This is a genomic window from Methanothrix thermoacetophila PT, from assembly GCF_000014945.1.
Lineage (GTDB): Archaea > Halobacteriota > Methanosarcinia > Methanotrichales > Methanotrichaceae > Methanothrix_B > Methanothrix_B thermoacetophila.
Map to the genome: position 1 here is coordinate 1109182 of NC_008553.1, position 19202 is coordinate 1128383.

The following is a 19202-nucleotide window of genomic DNA, read 5'->3' on the forward strand; positions in this document are numbered from 1 at the left end:
ATTTGTGATCTCATCAAATCAGGCATACCTCCACTTCGGGTTCAGAGAATCCAGGTATTTTATGTCCGGGAAGCTGTACGGCGCTCTGTAGTAGCTGCTGTCTGTGACAACGCCGTAGTAGCTGTCGACTGCAAGCCACCTGTCGCTGTTATCGGGATCTTCAACGATTATCCACAGATGGCCCTGGTTCTCAAACCCGCTCGGGTCATACATGTACATTATTTTGTACCCGAACTGTGTATAAAGATTTGCCAGCTTTTGAGAACCATCGTAGCACATTCCGAGGGGAGTTACAGGAAAGATTGTGAGCCTGCTCACAGATTTGATAAACTCTTGATTGGTTGTCATATTGTAAGATCTGTCCTTCCTGATCTCCGCGATGGGTATCACCTGCATGATTCCTGTGCTCTTCGGTGGCTCCATCCAGAGGTCTGCAAGCCTTGGCGCCCCGCCATTGGGCGTGAGGTAAACGGTCTTACCGCTCGGAAGCTTGACCGTCACATATGACTTCTCAGGGGTCGCATCGTATCCATGTGATACCAGAAAAAACGCGAGGTCCTGTACAGTTATGCCGATATCCTCATAGCTGGAGATCAGCAGCCAGAGATCGTTGACATCATCCGCAGACGAATGGCCGATGCTCAATACGACCAGCAAAATGATCCACACAGTTCGACTGCTGAGCGCCACCTCGGCCATCCTATAATACCGTAAGCTGGCGGTATATATTATCTTTCGTCATGCCCGGATTAACAACATTCTGGGCGATTGTCGACCCGATCTTTCAGCGGTTTTTGCTGTGTTGAATAATTCGATGCCTTGTGGCCAATAGCTATCGATTCCTACTAAAGTCTCATGTTATATGAATTAGCTCTCTGCTATTGGATTTCCAAACATTATTCAACACAGCAGCGGTTTTGGCATGATGATCTCACAGATAAACAATCGCAACCTTTAATATGGCAAGGGTCGACCTGCCTGCTGATGGAATTCTGCCCTGCGTGTAAGAGCATGATGATCCCCCGAGAGGGGATGATGGTGTGCAGAAAGTGCGGGATGAGGGTACCGAAGAGCTCTAACAACCCGATCGTCTCAGTGACGAACAAGCTCGAGAGGACTGTGCCGGTGCTTGAGCAGGAATCTGCAGGTCTGCCCACTACAAAGGCGAAATGTCCGGAGTGCGGGAACGATACTGCCTACTGGTGGCTCAGACAGCTGAGGGCTGCTGACGAGTCAGAGGTCCGCTTCTTCAGATGCACAAAGTGCGGGAATACCTGGAGAGAGTATGACTGAATGATGGATCACATGGAAAACTATATTAAATACTAGATACTTCCTTTTCTGGAGGCGCTAGGATGCTGAAGGCAGTTATTGATGCAGAAACCCTGCGGGATGCGATCGAGGCAGTATCTTCCTTGGTCGATGAGGTCAAGTTTACGATAACTGAGAAAGGGCTCGAGCTCAAGGCGGTCGATCCGGCGAACGTCGCAATGGTCTCGCTCAAAATCGACGCATCTGCATTCGAGTTCTATCAGGCGACCCCGGGGGAGATCGGGGTTGATCTCGTGCGCCTGAGCGATCTGCTGAGCATGGCAGACAGAGGAGAGCGTGTGCGGCTTGAGCTTCTGGAGGACGAGAGAAAGCTGAGGATCGGTGTTGGATCTCTCTCGTACACGCTGAGTTTAATAGATCCGAGCGCGATACGCAAGGAGCCCAGGATTCCTGAGCTCGATCTGCCGGCGCACGTGGCGATCCCAGGGGCGGAGTTCAGGAGGGCGATCAAAGCTGCTGAGAAGGTGAGCGATCACGTCGTGCTGGGCGTGAAAGACGACATCTTCTACATGGAGGCTAAGGGCGACATAGACGCGCTCAAGCTCACGATGCGTAGTTCCGAACTTCTCGACATGAAGCCAGGCGAGGCCAGATCGCTGTTCTCTCTGGATTACCTCTCGGACATGAGCAAGTCCATAGGAAAGGCCCCTGAGGTCAAGCTTGAGATAGGCATCGATTATCCGCTGCGGATCAGCTTCATGTTGAAGGATAATGTCCATGTCAGCTACCTCCTAGCGCCGAGAATAGAGCAGGAATGAGGGCATTCTGGTATCCGTTCACACACGCAGCAGCAAAGGAGATCCGGCTTATCGATGCTCCGCTGGAGGACGTGCTCAGCAGCAGGGCGTTTCAGCCTGTCAGGCGCAGGGCAGTTGAGCGCGTCCGCGGAGCGCTGCATGGAGAGATACCTGATGCGGATGCATCAGACGGCGTGAAGCAGAACGTAGAGCTTTTATCGTATCCTCTCGCCAGGCTGATCGTCTCGTGCATTGATGATGACTACCTTCTGAGGCGCTATGTCCTGGCGGAGGCGAAGCTCGCCCACAGGAGGTTGAGAAGCTCAGACACAGAAGAGGTGCTTGAGATAGCCAGGGATCTGGGGATGAGTCCGATTTATGAGGGGGATAACTTCAGAATACATTTTACGGATTTTGTGATCTCCGCGGCGAGGTTCAGGAGCCAGAAGTGGAAGCTCATCAACAGAACCATCGACCACGGCTATCTCAAAGTTACCCGGGAAGAGCTGCTCCGCCTGATGCAGGAGAGAATCAGGGACAGGATACAGGAGGGGCTCCCGCTCGATGCTGGAAGCATATGTGAGGGGCTGTCGGATCACCTGAGATCCATAAGAGACGAGCTCGCATCATCGAAGCGGAGCTCGATGGTGGATCTCGGTGAGTTCAGCCGGGACGCTCTGCCGCCATGCATGAGATCGCTGCTGGAGCAGCTCGCTGCCGGCAGAAACCTTGCTCACACAGCGAGGTTTGCGCTCACAAGCTTTCTGCTCAACATAAATCTGGGTGTCGAGGATATAATCGGCATCTTCAACAACACCCCCGATTTCGATGAGGAGATGACAAGATATCAGATAGAGCACATCGCCGGCTCTACAGGAACGAGATACACCCCACCTTCATGCTCCACGATGCTCACATACGGTAACTGTCCTGGAGGCGATGAGCTCTGCAGGCGCATAAAGCACCCAATAAGCTACTACAGGCGTCGCCTGCGTGAATCGCGATCCTGAGGGCCCATGCGATCCGGTTCGGAATGTCTGATCATCTGGGACAGCCTCTGGCGAATGCACCGTCTCCGAGGTTTATGCCCGGTTATGTGGAGGCGCGCACGTTCGCTCCAAGCCTTCTCATATCCTCGAAGAATCCCGGATATGATACATCGACCGATTCCGCTGTATCAATCCTGGTATCGCCTGCCACGATCCCTGCTAGGGTCAGTGCCATCACGATCCTGTGGTCGTGGTAGCCGTGGAGATCCGCACCGTGCAGATCGCCCCCATCGATCTCCAGGCCATCAGGCCTTTCCCGTATGTTCGCGCCCATCTTCTTCAGCTCGACCGCCATCGCATGAATCCTGTCGGTCTCCTTGTGTCTGACATGCTCCGCGTTTTTTATGACCGTACGCCCCTCAGCCACTGCTCCAAGCACCGCGAGCGTTGGCACGAGATCTGGAGTCTGGCTCGCATCTATCTCTCTGCCCCTCAGATCAGCTCCAGACACCCTCACCTCTCCACTCTCCATGTCCCACGAGACCTCAGCGCCCATCTCTCTGAGAATATCGACTATCGCAGAGTCGCCCTGCCTCGACGGGAACAGACCCTCCACAGTCGCAGATCCCGCGAGCGCGGCTGCAGCCAGCGGATAAGATGCAGACGAGAAATCACCCGGCACTGTGTACTCCGCAAGCCTGTAACTCTGGCCTCCACGCATGCGGAAGATGTCTCCATCAGTGCATATCTCGGCTCCGGCCTTCCTGAGGATGTCCAGGGTCATCTCCGCGTACGGCCTGGACTTCAGCTCGCCCTTTATCGAGATCGTCGTCTCGCCGCTGGAGAGGGGGCATGCAATCAGAAGGGCTGAAAGGAACTGCGAGCTCACGCTGCCATCCAGAGATGTCGATCCGCCTCTGAGCCGTCCTCTTATGACAAGCGGAGCGCGATCGTTTCCCCGTATGGAGAACGCCTCGGCGCCCAGCTCATTGAGCGCCTTGAGGAGTGGGCCGTTCGGCCTGCTGCGTATCGAGCTGTCGCCTGTGAGGACCGCGCCATCTGTGAGCGCCGCCACTGCTGACATGAACCTTAGCGTCGTCCCGGAGTTCAGAACATCTATGACGTTCTCAGGGGTTCTGGGCGCGCCTGAGACTCCCTGGATCTCCAGAGAGTCCCCCCGCAGCTTCACATCGGCCCCGAAGGCATCACACGCGGATATCGTGGCTCTTGTGTCTGCAGATATGAGCGGCCTGTGCACGCATCCTGAATCTGATAGCGCTGTGATGAGCACAGCTCTGTGCGTGTAGCTCTTCGATGGCGGTGCGCAGACGGTTCCCGAGATGGAGGAGCGTGAGACGGATACGATCATATGAGATAGGATCACGGTATGATATATTAAGGATGCGTGAGGCTTCTGCTCTCATCTGCTGATCTGTGTCGCTGCGGGCTGTGACCTTCTGCAGGCTTTCGTATAAACCGGATCTCAGATAGATCTCACCCAGATCAGAGCGGAGATCAGGAGAATGAGCGCCAGCACAAATTCTGATGGATCTGATTCTACCTCCCTTTTCTGGATTGACCTGCTGGTCTCAACTACATGGCTATCTGTGATGTTTTTCCCGCTCGTGTTGATCTCCAGGTGTCTCTCGAGCCTGAGAGAGGGAACCTCACATCGGAAGATGTTGTTCTCAGAATCGAAGTAGATCAGATCTACCGGTGGAAGCGCACAGGAGCCGTTCGGGCAGCGGACCGACCAGCAAATGGTTCTGGACGAGCCGGCGGCAAGAGCGAAGCTGAGGTCGTTCTTTCCGTCCGATATCTCCACAGACTCCGGAAATATCCTGTAAGCTCGGACGCCTGCATAACGGTTGCCGGTGTTTTTGACTTCCATGCATACCTGGAACTCATCAGGATCTCCTCCGGATGTCGCATACCGTTTCGCCTCGATCTGGGGCCCGAAGACATCGACAACAGGACTCTCAGAGATCACGGTGTAGGTGCTCCCTGCTATTGAGTAGGTGCATCTCGCAGGTGGGAGAACCAGGCCCTCACCCGGATGCCTGGCCTTCACGGCGTAACTTATAATTTTACTCTCTCCCGGGATGAGCTCGAATTCCTTCACAGCCACTCCCTCTGACTGGAACTCATTACCCGCGGAGTCTGTGAAGCTCAGACCAAGCCTGACCTTTCCCGTGTTTCTGATTGAATTGATCACGTAGTACGTCCTGCCGAAGGTCTGTATCTCCTGCACGTGCTTGTGCAGCTCCACCGGCCCGGACACAGCAATGGGCAGGATGGTTTCAGATCTGTATCGATTGCTGTCTGCATCCAGATATTCTGCAGCAGCCACGAGCTCGATGCTATCTCTCTCGGGAAGGCTGGGGGTCTGGAAGCAGATCCTTTCCCTCCACACTTCTCCAGGCCGCAGAAGAGATCTGCGCATTTTTTTACCGATCTCTTTCATTGTTCCGTTCAACACATCTGAGTGAGGCTCGCTGAGATTGAGAAGGAGACGTATGCTCTCCGCATTCCCATCTCCTCTGTTCTCCACGAACACCTCCACCCTGATCTGATCGCCACTGCGGTAGATATCCCTGTCAGGGGACATGCTGATAGATATCTCGGGTCGCGATCTCATCCTGATCTCAAGAATCGCCCGGGATTCGTTGGAGAGGTATCCCTCCCTGCGGATCTCCTCCAGCTTTACACCAAGCTTCTCCCTGTTGTGCATGTCCTTCAGGACGAAAAACTCCCCTGCTCTCATGACGGTGGAGGATATGCTGCCATTGCTGTAAATGTTGATGAGAGCCGCGGGACTCTCGGGCACGACAGAGATATCGGAGAGCTCTACAGAATAACCATCCACCTCGACCATCTCGCCCGGCTGGAGCTCTGCCTGGATGCCCTCTCCCCAGCCGGAATAAGCGGGAATCGATAGAAGAATGAATATCAGGAGCGCGAGGACAGATCTAGCTCCGGAAGAGAAGATAAACCGCAAGGGCGACGATGAGCACATAAATGTACATGTGATCATTTGTAATGATGTTCTGCCCCTCCGCGTCCCTCTCAACGGTCTGCTTCGCTGTTCTGAGGGCGCTTACCTCAGTCTTTGGAGCAGTATTTGCAGAGCTGTTCTCAGATTTATTGCTCGATATCGTGCTGTCTGTTTCTTTTTTTAGGGAGCTCTGTGAGGACTGAGATGACTTCTCCTGAGCAGTCTTCTGGTCTCCACTGCGACTCGATTCCTTTTTGATCGCAACTCCTTTTGGAGCATAGATCACCACCGCATCATCGCCGATCAGATCCACGCTCCTGCTCTTCCTGTACTCGATCTCTGTATCGGGATCCTTCCAGCGCACGGATATGTTGTGCATCCCGCTCTCAAGCTTGATCTTGCCGACCTCGGTCATCGCGCTCTTCTTCGCATTTGTGCACCGCTCGAACTTATCGTCGATGTAGAGGCAGACATCGAGATCTCTATCGTTCTCGTTCCTGACCAGGACTGTCAGGTAGAACTTCTCCGGTTCATCATTCTTTTCCGTGTAGAGTGTCACTGGCATGTCATATTTTACAGTGGCTGTCACAGATGATTCGTAACTCTTCCTGGTATCCTCGTCCCACCATGTTATCGTGAAGCTGTGCTCGCCATCGTCCAGGTAATAGGTGCCGATTTCAGCCTCGTTCTCGGATGAAACCTCCTTCGAATCGACGAGGCTGCCGTCTATGAAGAGCGATACACGCAGACGATCGTCATCTCTGTTGAAGACATAGACGTGTGCCGCGCTCTTGCCCTCCTCGCTGAGGTTTCCCTGGTCAGATGCGAGAGCTGCAATGCTCAGAAGAGCTATGCAGGTGAGCAGAGCATGCAAGGAATATTTCTTACACATTTATCATAGATTATGTCATGCAGCACGCATAAAAACTTAATTGTTCTATTAAGTGACACTATTAATATTAATAATAGATTTTAATTCATATGACAAAAAGATTATATATCGCAGACGTTCGTTTATTCACGTGGGATCTTGAACGACTGGATTCTGGGCCTGCTGGTTGCAGAGGGCATACCTCTTCTGGCGCTTGTTTACTACCTGGAGCACAGGAGAAGGATGTATCTCCTCGAGAAGGGTTGTATGATCGTGGAATCTCCGGAGAGAAGAGCAGAGCGGAGGCTGTGCAACGGTCTGTTTCTCCTGCTCACCGGAGCCTTCGTGCTCTCGGTGCCCGCCCTCGCAAAAATCTTCGGCATCGAGGTGAGGGCAACTCTTGAGCAGGTTCTTGCAGGTTTTCTAATCGCATCAGCTGGGCTCGCACTCATCATAGGCACGATACTCATCATTAGAATGCCTCTTAAGCGCCCGGGGAATTACGAGTCGCATTCCGTTCCAGAGGCGGGCCGCGGGGCGTTGTGGAAGTGATGGGAGAGCGGCATGGAGGATCATGCGTCTGTGGAGCGAGCCCCTGCTGTGGATCCTGTCTTCCATTTTTCAACAGGCCCTCTGAACGTCACCATGCCGTCATGCAGCTCGCATACGGAGTCCGACATGAATCTCATCACGGCAGGGTGGTGCGAGATGTACAGGTAGCCGATGCCCCTCGTTCGCTGAATTTCCTTCAGGAGATTCAGAATCTGCGCCTGGACTGAGACGTCCAGCGAGGCTGTGGGCTCATCCAGTATCAGTATCCTGGGGTTCAGCAGAAGAGCTCTGGCGAGCGCGATCCTCTGGTTCTGCCCGCCGGATAGCTGTCTGGGAAAGCGACAGAGCACCTCCTCAGAGAGGCCCACGACCTCCAGCGCCTCTTTTATGATCCCTTCGTGCTCACCATCAGGTACCCTGAGCAGATCCAGCACCTCCCTGAGCGATCTCCCGATGGTCTTCATGGGGTTCAGCGAGGATTCGGGGTCCTGAAAGACCATCTGCACGGACCTTCTGAATTCCGTGAACTCGTGACCTCTCATACCACGCAGCTCTTTGCTGTTGAAGATCACCACTCCGGACGAGGGATGATCGAGCCCGGCGAGTATCCTCGCCAGAGTCGTCTTTCCAGATCCTGATGGCCCGAAGAGCCCCAATGTGTGCCCTTCCTCGATCTCGACCGTGACATCCCTGAGCACGCACCGTTTTCTCCGGAAGAACAGTCCCTCCTGATAGACCTTGCTCACGTTCTGCGCCCTCAGGTACACCTCCAGCACCTCACGTATCTTCCGCAGGAGTTGTTGAGAGATGGCTTTTCGCGCGAGCAGATGTCCATCTTAAAAGGACATCTCGGATGAAACCTGCATCCCTCTGGAGGATCGATCATCGATGGGGTGTTTCCGGGTATGGGTTTGAAACCGCGATCAGGCATGCTCTCACGAAGTGCTTTTGTGTATGGATGCTCTGGATCGCAGAGCACATTCTCTGTCCTACCCATCTCCACGATCTCACCGCAGTACATCACGGCGATCCTCTCGGAGATCGAAAGGGCGACATCGAGATCGTGGGTTATCATTATAAGAGATGCGCTGCTCTCGTCTCTCACAGATCCTATCAGCTCCAGCGCATTCTCCACCATGCTCTGGTCCAGGCCTTTCGTCGGCTCATCCGCCATCAGTATTTTTGGTCTGAGAACCGATGAGCATGCGATCATGGCACGCTGGTTCATTCCGCCGGAGAGCTGGAATGGATACAGACGCCCGGCTCCGTTCAATCCGAGGGCGATGAGGAGCCTATCAGCCTCATGCAGGGCCTTGTGTCTCGGGAGGTTGAGATGTATCAGCAGCGGCTCCGAGACCTGATCCAGGATTCTGTGGACGGGATTGAGCGCGGCAGACGGGTTCTGGAATATTATCGCGATCTCCCTGCCCCGTATGCGGGAGATCTCCCGCTCGCTCATCTTCAACAGATCCATCCCGCGGTAGATCACGCTGCCCGTGACACTCGCATTCTCTGGAAGAAGTCTCAGGATGGCGTTTGCGATCACCGATTTTCCGCAACCGGTCTCGCCCACGATCGCCAGGGTCTCATGCTCATCAAGAGCCAGGAAGACATCGGATGCTGCCTTCACAGACCCGGCAGGGGTCTCGAATCTCACTGACAATCCACGCAGCTCAAGAAGCGACATGCTCACCCTCCCTAGCCTCCTCGAGAAGCATGCTTATGCTCACAAGTGAGAGGATTGAGAGCGTTATGCATATCCCAGGGGGCAGGTACCACCACCAGCATCCGTTTAAAAAACCACCTCTTGAGAATGCGAAGTTTATTATCATCCCCCAGCTCTTCGCGTTCGGGTCCCCGAGTCCCAGGAATGAGAGCGAGGCCTCGGCGATCATCGCTGATGCAACGGTCAGCATGAACTTCGGCATTATCACATGAATTGTGTTTGGGAGAACATCTGTGAGGATTATGTGCCTGTCTGAGAAACCAACGACCCTCGCGGCCTCCACGAATGCCATCTCTCTCACCTGGAGGACCCTGGACCGCACGATCCTGGCGAGAGAGGTCCACCAGAGGATGCCCATTATCAGTGTTATTGTGATGGAGCTCGGCTTCAGGAACGCAGCAACTACAATCACCAGAGGTATCTGGGGTATCATGAGAAAGATGTCCGTGATCCCCATCAGCACCTCATCCACCCAGCCCCTGAAGTAGCCTGCAGAGGCGCCAATGATTGTGCCCAGCAGGGTGGCGATGAGCGCAGAACCGAGACCGATGCCGAGAGATGCCCTAGAGCCGAATACGAGCTCGGAAAGTATGTCATTGCCCATGTCGTTCGTCCCAAGAGGATGATCCCAGCTCGGCCCCAGATATGGCTCATACCGCTTCCATGGATCGTGTGGCGCCAGGTACGGGGAAAGGATAGCGATGAGCAGAAATGCGAGAAATATCAGAGCGCCGGGATTTGAGAGCAGCGATCTTTTTGCTGATATCCCGCAGCTCATCTGCCCCTCACCCTTGGATCAAGAATGCCGTAGAGCACATCCGCGATCATGTTCGCCGTTACCACCATCATGGTTATTACGAGAAATGAGCCCTGCAGGACGGGATAATCCCTGTACATGAGCGCACTGTAGATGAGATTTCCCATACCGCGCATCGAAAAGACCATCTCTATGAACAGCGCCCCGCTGAATATGAATCCGAAGTCGAGGGCGATCAGCGTTATTATCGGGAGGATTGCGTTTCTGAATAGATGCCTGAAGAGGATCTGGCTGTCGTAGAGACCCTTCGCCCTCGCATACAGTGCATACAGAGTCCGCCTCTCCTGGATCACGCTGCCCCTCATGATCATGTAATTCCGGGAGGCTGAGAAGAGGCTCATGAGGATCACAGGGAGTATGATATGATGAATTATATTTTCCGGAGAACCTGTGCTGTAGAACCCCTTCATCGGAACCCAGCTGAGATGGAAACCAAATATGTAGAGAGACAGGAGCGCCAGAAAGTACGGCGGCGTGGAGTAGATGGTGAGAAAGATGAAAGTCTGGAGGCGGGAGCTGGGGGACTCCCTCCAGCCAGCGAGCGCCCCGAGCAGCGTTCCGAGAAGAGCTCCTATGATCACAGGAGGGGCTGCGAGAAGAAGGGTCCATTTCATTCTCTCAAGAACGAGTGGCAGAACAGGAGAGTGGAAGTGGTACGAGTAGCCAAGATCAAGGTTGAGGATGTTTTTCCAGTACATGATGTACTGCTCTTTCAGGGGTAGATCCAGCCCCATCTCCCTCCTGATCTCCTGCACAAGATCATCGCTCAGAATCACATCCTCTCCGAGGAGGTTCGTCATGGTATCGCCGGGCATCGCCCTCGGTATGGCGAAGTTCAGCGAGAGTATGACAAAAAGCGAGATCACGTACCGGGCGAGGTTCATGGATCCTCCCAAGGCGCAGGCAGGGGCGAATTCGCCTCAAGATGGAGCTGCTATCCTTCAGCTCTCCACGTCTCCTAGAGTGTGGAGCAGCGCATCGCTGCTGTGGAAGCTGACCATCATATCCTCATCGAGCCTGTCTGTGTTGCGCAGGTAATCGATTATCTCCTCTGGAGATCTCTCTGAGTACCTGTACTGCTTCAGCACATATCTGATGGGAAGCCTGTAATCCCTGGGAAACACATCGACCTCAAAATCATACCCCATCTCTCTCAGAATGCTTTGCAGACATCTGTAATCGAGATGTGGTTTTGGGCCATACGCGAAATCGGTAAGAGGATCTGGAGGCTCTGCCCTGAAGACTATGAAGACTCCCGAATGAGAGACATCGATCATTCTCCTAAGAAATGCCTCTATGTCTTCATGGAATAAACTGTAAGCGGCGAGCGTGTAATCGATATCGTCTCCTATCTCTGCGTCAGGCCACCTGTCGCATATGGCTTTGATGTTATCTATTCCCCTGGCCTTTCGCATTAGAATCTGCAGCTGGTGCTCGGAGGGATCCAGAGCTATGATCCTTCCTGCGATCCTGGAGAGAGGGATGGAGAAGGCGCCAGTGCCAGCGCCTATATCGAGAACAGTGGAGCCGGGATGGATCAGGGAAGAGATCCTGTCGAGGATCCTCCCCGGATATCCCATAAGACCCAGGATCTCATCGTAGATCTCGTACTCCCTCCAGAACTGGTCGTTCGATATGCCCCTCTCTCTCAGATGGCGCATGTAGCTTGTCTTCTCGATGAACTCCCTCCACTGATCCGTCCAGAAACTCATGCCACCCTCTCTACGTTCAGGAAGTTGTCTAGGTTGTAGATGCCGTACAGCGGATCTGAGTTCCAGCCGGTCCATCTCTTGTTGTACGGCGTGAAGACCTTGTTCCAGTACAGCGCGATCCCGGGCAGGTTCTCAGCATAGTAATCCTGGAGCATGTACGCGTACTCCTCAAGTTCCTCATCACTTGTGGCCGCGAGGATGTCATCGCAGAGCTTCTGGAACTCGGGGTCGCTCAGGACGTGGAGCACGCCCTCACCGGTCCTGCGTGAGTCGAAGTACCCGGTCCCCCAGTTCGCGTGCATCATCATTCCCCACGGAGTTGTCCTCGTGATGGTGAGATCATACTGATACTCATCCTTGAGCTTTATCCATGTCGCATCGTCGACGACCTTGAGCTCCACATCAATGCCGACCGCGGAGATGTACTCCTTCACGAGCTCTGCGACCCTCTGGAACTTCGAGCGGGCCAGCAGGAGGAGCTTCACGTCATTGCCGCTTGGATCCTCCAGAATCCCGTTGCCGTTTCCGTCCCTGTAGCCTGCCTCCTCCAGGCTCTCCCTGGCTTTTTTGGGATCATACTTGAGAGCCGGTGTATCCTTGAAGTAGGCCATGCTCGGCGGAACGAAGCCGCGGTTCGGAACGGAGCCGTATCCGAGGGCATCGATCTTGAGGATCTCCGTGTAGTTTATGGCATAAGCCATGGCTTCTCTGAACTGGAGATCTGACATCGGCTCCTTGTTCAGATTGAATCCCAGGAAGACCAGGCCGACGTTGTCCTTCTCCACGAAATCGAAGTTTCCAGTATCCTTCAGCTTTTGAATGCCTGTGTACGGATATGTGCCAGCGTACTTGTAGTATGCATCAACATCTCCCTTCTCAAGTGCCATTGAAAGAACATCTGCATTCTCATACATGTGCAGCTCTATCGAATCGATCTTCGGCTCCTTGCCCTTCCAGTAGGGGTTTCTCTTGAAGTATATCACGCCAGCTCCGAGGTCTGTCTTTTCAATGACGAAAGGACCGCAACCTATCATGGGACCTTCATTGGTGTATTCGGTCGGCTTCTCGATGTTCTCCCAGACATGCTTCGGCAGTATGTTGTATGTGGTGAACTCGAGGTTCAGACGGGAGTAGGGCTTGTTTAGTTTGAAGACGACTGCATTACCGTCCACGGATATCTCATCCACCGTATTTTTGATCCAGCCGGCTGGTGGGTACTTCTCTGAGATGTACTCGAATGTGAACTTCACGTCCTCTGGGGTGAGCTTCGTGCCATCGCTCCAGTAGAGGTTATCGTCTATCTCGAATCTCCAGGTCATCCCATCCTCTGAGACAGAGTAACTCTTCGCTGTCTGGCCGCTCAGAGTGCCGTCAGGGTTCATCTTCATCAGGGGTGGATTGGAGAGGTGTGCGAATACCCCCATGCTGGAATCTCCTAGGAGACTGGCGGATTTGACCACGTCCTGGGTCCCTATCCGGAGCACAGTCTCCTCAGCAGAGGCGCATTGGAGTATTGCTGTAGTCGCTAAAATCAAAACAAGTATCGCGATCTTTTTATGCATGATATTCATCGGGCTTTACCTCCGTTGCTACGAAAAATACTATTTTACATAAATATGTTCCGGTAACTTATTATAAAAGCGCAGAAACTACATCAAAACCTGTACACTCACGGATGGGCATGTTTCTGAGAGTGCTCACGCAGACCAGAAGAAATACTCTGTCATACTCTGGCAGGACATGTCCGAATAGAGTTTTAGTATCTCAGGCATCCAAAAGCAGTAAGGCCTAAACATCTGGCCTTAGCTTTTATCCGGACAGGTCCCTCTGGCAGTGCGCCAGCACTCCTCTAGGACTCTTCGCCAGGTATCAGGATGCAACTGGGTATATAAACTCTGGCGAAGATCTCTTGGCGAGCAGAAGCAGCTACGCCAGAAGAGCCGAGTCAGGTGTGGTGATCTGTTCTTGGGATCTCACCGGGATGCATTGTTTGAGATGTCTGTACCCATCACCTCAAGTGGAATCAGAAAAACCATCAGATGTCTTTGGTTTGATCATTTAACAAGCAGACTTCATCAATTAAACGAAAATTAATTGTAATAGTAGCGCCAATTTATCCCACATTCCGCATTAACGCTCCATTCCGTAGTATTTTTCGCATTCTGGTCCAAACAGTTTTATTATTTTCAAAGTATTCTCGTTGAGGTTAGCGATTTCCTGGTGTTTCTCGCCGCGCAGCCATATGTTGACTTCGGTGACACCGAGGAACATGAACGCGATCCACTTGAGAGTTGGTTTTTGTGTGGGTTTCTTCAGCTGATTTGGTATGGATTGATTTGATTCTTGCAACCTTTTTCTGATCAGCCACTCTGCCACGGAATAGATCATGAGTGAGAGGACCATGATCATGGCGAGAGCTTCGATGCGTTCTTCTTTTTTGAGGTAGACCTCTGCGACTCGGAAGCTTTTGTCTTTGAGGAACCTGAATCCGCGTTCTACCTCTTGCTGTCCTTTATAGTAGCTGAGTAGTGTATCAGGGTCGATATTGAGGTCGTTAGTTGCGATTATAAACCTTCCGAGCCTGGATTTCGTTTTTTCGACTTTTTCCTGGTCGAGTTCGATATCCGCGTCTATAAAATATATTTCGATGAGTTTTTCGCCGTTTTTAGGTCGTCCTCGTTTTTTATCTGCTCGTTTGCAGACCTTTTTGAGAGAGATATGGCTGAACCTGTAGAGCGGATGGTCTCTGGCCCACAGTTCAGTTTCTTTCAGTGCGTCTGCTTCGCATGCGAACTCACGCCGTTTCAGTTTTGCCAGAGACCGTCTTGCTTTTGTCCCGTCCTTTTCAAGATGATTCTCGAACCTCTCTGCCTTGAGATCTCGCATCGGTTCTGACTGGTAAAGGACCCACTTCTGCTGTACTCCGCCGTAATCAGAGGTCGTCGAGAAGCATCTGTACCTGGCGTCGCGACACTCAACCATCTCAACATCGCTGTCAAGAAGCATCTCACACTCCTTTATCGTGGCCGGGACACGTGTTATCCATTTCATCTCCCTGCCGAGCATCCTGATGTTGGGCTCGGTGTAGACTGCACTGTCTGCTATGTAATACGCGCAGTCTTCAAGGTTGAGTCCGGATTTGATCTTTAAAAACGACTCTATGATCGTGTTCCTGTCGGATGCGTTACCTGAATGCGCTTTTGCAAAAAGCGGTATACCGTCCTGGTTCGTCACAAGACTGAGAACAAACTGTTTCAGATCCATCCGGCTGTCCTTCGAATGGCCCAACGTTATCTCAATCGATCTACCGCCATTGAAACCCTCATAGCTGCCATGAACGCTGAAGCTTGTGGTGTCTGCGTGCAACCTCTGGACTCCAAGCTCGAGCTCTCCCATCACCTTCAACGCTATCTCGTTGAAAAGATCCGTAGCACCTTGCTCATAAATCGCATCCAGCGTCCTGCCTATCGCATCATCGTTCAAATCAGATGCGTTAACTCCATCCCCAAGAAGCCTCTCAACAGGCAGCCTCTCGTAGAACTCCGGAAACAGGTACAACCTCTGACCCACAAAACCAAGACCGTTCAGAACCATCGCCTTAACAATCACCGAATGTTCCAGCTTGTGCTGCCTCAACTTCGGCATACGCGAATCTATAACATCCGCTATGCCAAGCCGGTCGAAAACCGCCGCAACTATCCCCAAATGATCCAGCGATCGCGTGTCTGTCTCCATCTAAGCTGCTCCTCAGAACAAAACCCTTGGTGCAGCTTAAAACGTTTGCCACACGCCCCATCCCAGGAAATTGTTTGGAAAATCAACGTTAATGCGAAATGCAGGATGTATCTAGAGGTGGCAATTTTCTGATCATGCCATTGCACCTTCAGTCGTGGGCAGCCTCAAAGCCACCTCTTGAGAAAAGAGATTACTGCCATAAAGTAATCCTCTCGATATGGACGTCGAAAGCTCTCAAGACTCATTCTCTCTCTGAGTGTGAGATCGTATGACTCTGCGATCTGCTGGAAGCTGTGGTCCGCATCTGGGATAATGGCCAGCTCCACATTCTCGTTGCCGTGCTTTTTCAAATCCCGCTCGATCATGAAGGCATCCTCAACAGGAACATTCAGATCGCAGGCCCCATGGATTACAAGAGTGGGCTTTTGTATGTACTTGAACAGGTTCCTCGGAGCGTGTTCCGGTAAATAGCAGATCGGGTCGTGCCAAATCCTCCACGTTCTTCCCTTATAGCTGAACTGGTGTTCGACCTCGCCCATCCTCGCCCTCTCCATCAGCGTGTAGAGGTTCAGTCCAATTACCAGGCCAAGTGGGTCGTTCTCTTCCACCCATCTGAGGTTCTCAGGGCTCTTTGAGGCGTAATCCACTACCCTTAGGTAGTTGAAGATCATCATCTCCTCATAATCCCTGTAAAGACCACCTTGGAGAATGTACGCTTTCGGTCTACTCTCCTTTTCAGCCAGGAGACATGCTGTATAAACTCCAGCGCTCTGACCCAGGACCGCGACTCTTTCAGGATCTACGAGATCGAGGGAGGAGAGAGCCTGATAGGCGGCCATCGCATCTATTCCATCCTGAAGGTACCCGCCATCACGGATAGAAGACTCGCTCTCTCCAAAGCCTCTTCTGTCCCATGAGAATGTTGCGAATCCCTCCGCTGATAACCTCTTCGATATCTCCAGGAAGAAGTTCTTTTTGAATATTGGTCTTCCATCCGGTCTGTTTAATAGATTTCCGTCCCTGTCCTGCTCAAGTGATCCGTGGATCAGAAGGACCGCAGGTGCAGGGTCTTTAATCACAGATGGGTATCTGAGGACCCCAGCAAGCCGAGAGGATCCGCTGTAAAAGGTTACAGGCTTTTCAACCATAACTTTTTCTTCAGACATGGCTATTCCCATCCAGTATCTCTGGTCATCATCAGGTAGAGAAACATCGGAACTCCTACAAATGAGATGACGATCCCAATGGGGATGATTATTGGCGCCAGGATCGTTCTACCGACGAGATCTGCTCCGATCACCAGAATGGCGCCGACGATACAGGACGCGAGAAGTAGAAACCTGTGGTCGCTCCCAAGCACCATCCTGGCAACATGTGGTGCAACCAATCCCACAAAGCCGATTATCCCAGTGAAGCAGACAATTGCGGCCGTGATGAATGACGAAAGAAGGAGAGATACATTTCTCACGCGAGCCACGTTTATCCCCAGGCTTTTTGCTGCCTCATCTCCTCCAGTGAACATTATATTCAGGTCCCACGAGAAACGCACAAGCACTGGCATCACCAGAAGATATGCTGCAGCAACTATCGTCAGCCTGTGCCAGTCCGCGCCGGAGAGCGTTCCGAATGTCCAGTTGACCATGGCGTTGAGCTGCTGCTCGTTTGCGAAGAACTGGAGTATCGCTGTCAGCGAACCGAAGAAGTAAGTCAGCGCTATACCAGCCAGGACCATCGTCTCCGGGGAAGATCGCTTCAATCGGCTTATAAAAAATACCAGGAAACCACAGCCAATGGCGGATATAAAGGCGCTCAGGATTATGACATATGTTCCGGCGGCCGTGTAACCCACCCCGAACATTATCGCCATGGATGCACCGAATGCGGCGGCAGAGGATATGCCAACAGTGAACGGACTGACAAGAGGGTTTCTTGTCACCCCTTGCATCACCGCCCCTGAAACTCCCAGCCCAGCGCCTGCCACTATGCCCATAAGTATACGGGGAAGCCTGAGATGCCAGACGACTGATTCCACGAAGGGATCGCTTTCTATTGAAGGAATGTATCTCGATAGCATTGCATAAAAAACCTCGATCCCGCTTTGGGTGGCGCCTCCGAGGGAAGCAGATAAAGCAGTGAGAAACAGCAGGACAACAAGGCCCACAGCTAAAAGAAGGATTTTCCTTGCAACAAACTCTGAATAGGCTTGCCTGGGATCGTCGCTGTCAGCCTTTCTTTTTTCATTAAAAGACATATTCATAAATATCTTAATCATGTATAAGATCTCTCGTTCCCAGGATGATGGCCGTACCGCAGGCGATCGTATTTGAGCATAATATGACGGATGCGGGAAGAGCTACAGGAGCCTATTCAAAATTTCATGGGTTTGGATAGAGGTATACACCTCTGTACTCCAACCCCTGGAATCTCCTCAGATACTCCCTGTAGAACTCCATCGGATCCATATCCTGGAACTTCTCCGGATAGAGCACCTTGGCCAGGAAGACAGGCCCGAACTTCTTGCCAGCCCCTCCTGCTACGTCGAAACTTATTACGTAGACCTGGCCGTTCTTAACCGCATTTGTGTTTGCCAGCTCAGGACGGCTCATTATCTCATCCCGGATGGCCTTGAACTCCTCCTCGCTCTCTGCATCCCATCCCAAGGTGGTGCCTTTGAATATCACATCGGGATTCCTTCTGGCGACATCCTCAGGATCGACCTCAAAAGCCAGCTCAGACCTCTCAGGATAAAGATCCTTACCACCGGCAGCGCGGATCATATTAGGTATGCCACTGCCATAACCTGCTCCACCGTATGTGAGGTATTTCTTGGCGCCCTCAAAATAGACGGTCTTCCGATCTGGGTCTGGTATCGTGGCGAGTGTCTGGTTGATACGGTCGTAATAGCTCCTGAAGAACGACATATACTCTTCAGCCTCGGCCTCTTTTCCGAGCATCTTCCCCAGTGTTCTTATCTCATCGAACCAGACCTCGGTCCTGTAGAAGTCCAGTCCGACGACTTTTATCCCAAATGGGTCCAGCTTCTCCTGCACCTCATCTGGCTCTGGTGGATACCCAGCTGAGAGGCATATGACAACATCAGGTTTCAGCTCGGCGATCTTCTCGTAGTTTGGCTCCTCCTGAGTTCCCACCACAGGTACGTTCGTCAGCTCTGGGAGTGTCCCCTTATCTACCTCATCCTTCGTGGACTGATCCATGCCCACAATTCTGTCCACCGCCCCCAGGGCTCTCATCTCTTTGGCCGCATTGCTCCAGAGAACAACCACAGACTCCACCGGATACGGAACCACCACCTCTCTTCCAGCAGAGTCTACTATGGTTATGAGATCGTCCGGTTCCGATGCATGCACACTAGTTCCAACTGCCATCAAAATCATGGCAGCCAGGAAAATGTGGATCGATTGGTTCACTCTGATGAACATTTTTACACCTTTATGAATTAAATTCATAATAAGTAGTTGTTTTATCAATTTATATATGAATATTTCGGTATGATGTTGCGTATGAATGCCATGAATTCTATTTTGCTCAATATCGTGATGTACTTGAGTTACTGGTCGGGTGATACTGATCAGGTGAAACCACTATAAGCGGGCACGGTCGTTAATCAAGAAATCTGTCAATAGGACATTTAACCTAACGTATTGAGTATGTTCAATAAGTTACAAAAATGACACTTAAATTACAAAAATAGTATGACATCTTACCGACTTGAAGG

General features: G+C 52.1%; 18 protein-coding genes. 4 read left to right on the forward strand and 14 right to left on the reverse strand.

The features are described from left to right. Positions 1 to 18: 18 nt before the first annotated feature. On the reverse strand, positions 19 to 699 hold the full coding sequence (locus MTHE_RS05360) for a hypothetical protein (protein ID WP_175265830.1): 681 nt from the start codon (positions 697 to 699) through the stop codon (positions 19 to 21). Between the two features lie 285 nt (positions 700 to 984). On the opposite strand from MTHE_RS05360, the gene MTHE_RS05365 reads away from it, so the two are divergent. The 3 genes from MTHE_RS05365 (at position 985) to priL (ending at position 3079) form a co-directional block, all read left to right on the forward strand. After that, complete coding sequence (locus MTHE_RS05365; protein WP_175265831.1) at positions 985 to 1293, forward strand: transcription factor S; 309 nt, start codon at positions 985 to 987, stop codon at positions 1291 to 1293. Positions 1294 to 1355: 62 nt separating this feature from the next. Beyond that, complete coding sequence (locus MTHE_RS05370; protein WP_011696205.1) at positions 1356 to 2090, forward strand: DNA polymerase sliding clamp; 735 nt, start codon at positions 1356 to 1358, stop codon at positions 2088 to 2090. Beyond that, a complete protein-coding gene (gene priL, locus MTHE_RS05375) occupies positions 2087 to 3079 on the forward strand; it encodes a DNA primase regulatory subunit PriL (RefSeq protein WP_011696206.1) in 993 nt (330 codons plus the stop codon). Before MTHE_RS05370 ends, priL begins: the two co-directional genes overlap by 4 nt. Positions 3080 to 3161: 82 nt before the next feature. On the opposite strand, the gene aroA is transcribed toward priL, so the two are convergent. From aroA to MTHE_RS05390, 3 genes are all read right to left on the reverse strand, one after another. Continuing rightward, positions 3162 to 4427: a 3-phosphoshikimate 1-carboxyvinyltransferase gene (gene aroA, locus MTHE_RS05380; RefSeq protein ID WP_011696207.1), complete on the reverse strand. Its 1266-nt coding sequence runs from the start codon at positions 4425 to 4427 to the stop codon at positions 3162 to 3164. A 114-nt stretch (positions 4428 to 4541) separates the two neighbouring features. Continuing rightward, complete coding sequence (locus MTHE_RS05385) at positions 4542 to 6056, reverse strand: COG1361 family protein (protein ID WP_175265832.1); 1515 nt, start codon at positions 6054 to 6056, stop codon at positions 4542 to 4544. After that, positions 6028 to 6945 (reverse strand): hypothetical protein, encoded by a 918-nt coding sequence (locus MTHE_RS05390; protein WP_175265833.1) that lies wholly within the window; start codon positions 6943 to 6945, stop codon positions 6028 to 6030. Before MTHE_RS05390 ends, MTHE_RS05385 begins: the two co-directional genes overlap by 29 nt. Positions 6946 to 7083: 138 nt before the next feature. Here MTHE_RS05390 and MTHE_RS05395 point away from each other — a divergent pair, with 138 nt between their 5' ends. After that, on the forward strand, positions 7084 to 7476 hold the full coding sequence (locus MTHE_RS05395; protein WP_011696209.1) for a hypothetical protein: 393 nt from the start codon (positions 7084 to 7086) through the stop codon (positions 7474 to 7476). A gap of 20 nt (positions 7477 to 7496) precedes the next feature. Here the strand turns inward: MTHE_RS05395 and MTHE_RS05400 are convergent, their stop codons facing one another. From MTHE_RS05400 to MTHE_RS05445, 10 genes are all read right to left on the reverse strand, one after another. Next, complete coding sequence (locus MTHE_RS05400) at positions 7497 to 8243, reverse strand: ABC transporter ATP-binding protein (RefSeq protein WP_011696210.1); 747 nt, start codon at positions 8241 to 8243, stop codon at positions 7497 to 7499. Beyond that, positions 8234 to 9163 (reverse strand): ABC transporter ATP-binding protein, encoded by a 930-nt coding sequence (locus tag MTHE_RS05405; RefSeq protein ID WP_011696211.1) that lies wholly within the window; start codon positions 9161 to 9163, stop codon positions 8234 to 8236. The genes MTHE_RS05400 and MTHE_RS05405 overlap by 10 nt, the downstream gene beginning before the upstream one ends. Further along, complete coding sequence (locus tag MTHE_RS05410) at positions 9150 to 9980, reverse strand: ABC transporter permease (RefSeq protein WP_011696212.1); 831 nt, start codon at positions 9978 to 9980, stop codon at positions 9150 to 9152. The genes MTHE_RS05405 and MTHE_RS05410 overlap by 14 nt, the downstream gene beginning before the upstream one ends. Next, positions 9977 to 10903, reverse strand: coding sequence for an ABC transporter permease (locus MTHE_RS05415; protein WP_011696213.1), 927 nt, complete (start codon positions 10901 to 10903; stop codon positions 9977 to 9979). Before MTHE_RS05415 ends, MTHE_RS05410 begins: the two co-directional genes overlap by 4 nt. Before the next feature lie 57 nt (positions 10904 to 10960). After that, positions 10961 to 11731, reverse strand: a complete 771-nt coding sequence (locus tag MTHE_RS05420; RefSeq protein WP_011696214.1) for a class I SAM-dependent methyltransferase — start codon at positions 11729 to 11731, stop codon at positions 10961 to 10963. Beyond that, positions 11728 to 13302 carry an ABC transporter substrate-binding protein gene (locus tag MTHE_RS05425; RefSeq protein WP_011696215.1) on the reverse strand — a complete coding sequence of 525 codons (1575 nt, stop codon included), beginning with the start codon at positions 13300 to 13302 and terminating at the stop codon, positions 11728 to 11730. Before MTHE_RS05425 ends, MTHE_RS05420 begins: the two co-directional genes overlap by 4 nt. Before the next feature lie 559 nt (positions 13303 to 13861). Beyond that, positions 13862 to 15466, reverse strand: coding sequence for an IS1634-like element ISMth2 family transposase (locus tag MTHE_RS05430; RefSeq protein WP_011696216.1), 1605 nt, complete (start codon positions 15464 to 15466; stop codon positions 13862 to 13864). A gap of 164 nt (positions 15467 to 15630) precedes the next feature. Continuing rightward, positions 15631 to 16632, reverse strand: coding sequence for an alpha/beta hydrolase family protein (locus MTHE_RS05435; RefSeq protein WP_011696217.1), 1002 nt, complete (start codon positions 16630 to 16632; stop codon positions 15631 to 15633). Positions 16633 to 16634: 2 nt separating this feature from the next. Next, the gene (locus MTHE_RS05440; protein ID WP_232840825.1) at positions 16635 to 17627 is read right to left on the reverse strand and encodes a FecCD family ABC transporter permease; all 993 of its coding nucleotides are present in this window, start codon (positions 17625 to 17627) and stop codon (positions 16635 to 16637) included. A gap of 214 nt (positions 17628 to 17841) precedes the next feature. Further along, entirely contained in the window at positions 17842 to 18852 is a 1011-nt protein-coding gene (locus tag MTHE_RS05445; protein ID WP_232840826.1) for an ABC transporter substrate-binding protein, read from the reverse strand. Between the last annotated feature and the right edge of the window lie 350 nt (positions 18853 to 19202).

Bases quoted from the DNA above. Each gene is read 5' to 3' on its own strand.
- MTHE_RS05430 (WP_011696216.1), bottom strand. From the start codon at position 15,466: ATGGAGACAGACACGCGATCGCTGGATCATTTGGGGATAGTTGCGGCG.
- MTHE_RS05420 (WP_011696214.1), bottom strand. From the start codon at position 11,731: ATGAGTTTCTGGACGGATCAGTGGAGGGAGTTCATCGAGAAGACAAGC.
- MTHE_RS05410 (WP_011696212.1), bottom strand. From the start codon at position 9,980: ATGAGCTGCGGGATATCAGCAAAAAGATCGCTGCTCTCAAATCCCGGC.
- MTHE_RS05370 (WP_011696205.1), top strand. From the start codon at position 1,356: ATGCTGAAGGCAGTTATTGATGCAGAAACCCTGCGGGATGCGATCGAG.
- MTHE_RS05415 (WP_011696213.1), bottom strand. From the start codon at position 10,903: ATGAACCTCGCCCGGTACGTGATCTCGCTTTTTGTCATACTCTCGCTG.
- MTHE_RS05435 (WP_011696217.1), bottom strand. From the start codon at position 16,632: ATGTCTGAAGAAAAAGTTATGGTTGAAAAGCCTGTAACCTTTTACAGC.
- aroA (WP_011696207.1), bottom strand. From the start codon at position 4,427: ATGATCGTATCCGTCTCACGCTCCTCCATCTCGGGAACCGTCTGCGCA.
- MTHE_RS05425 (WP_011696215.1), bottom strand. From the start codon at position 13,302: ATGAATATCATGCATAAAAAGATCGCGATACTTGTTTTGATTTTAGCG.
- MTHE_RS05360 (WP_175265830.1), bottom strand. From the start codon at position 699: ATGGCCGAGGTGGCGCTCAGCAGTCGAACTGTGTGGATCATTTTGCTG.
- MTHE_RS05405 (WP_011696211.1), bottom strand. From the start codon at position 9,163: ATGTCGCTTCTTGAGCTGCGTGGATTGTCAGTGAGATTCGAGACCCCT.
- MTHE_RS05390 (WP_175265833.1), bottom strand. From the start codon at position 6,945: ATGTGTAAGAAATATTCCTTGCATGCTCTGCTCACCTGCATAGCTCTT.
- MTHE_RS05365 (WP_175265831.1), top strand. From the start codon at position 985: ATGGAATTCTGCCCTGCGTGTAAGAGCATGATGATCCCCCGAGAGGGG.
- MTHE_RS05445 (WP_232840826.1), bottom strand. From the start codon at position 18,852: ATGGCAGTTGGAACTAGTGTGCATGCATCGGAACCGGACGATCTCATA.
- priL (WP_011696206.1), top strand. From the start codon at position 2,087: ATGAGGGCATTCTGGTATCCGTTCACACACGCAGCAGCAAAGGAGATC.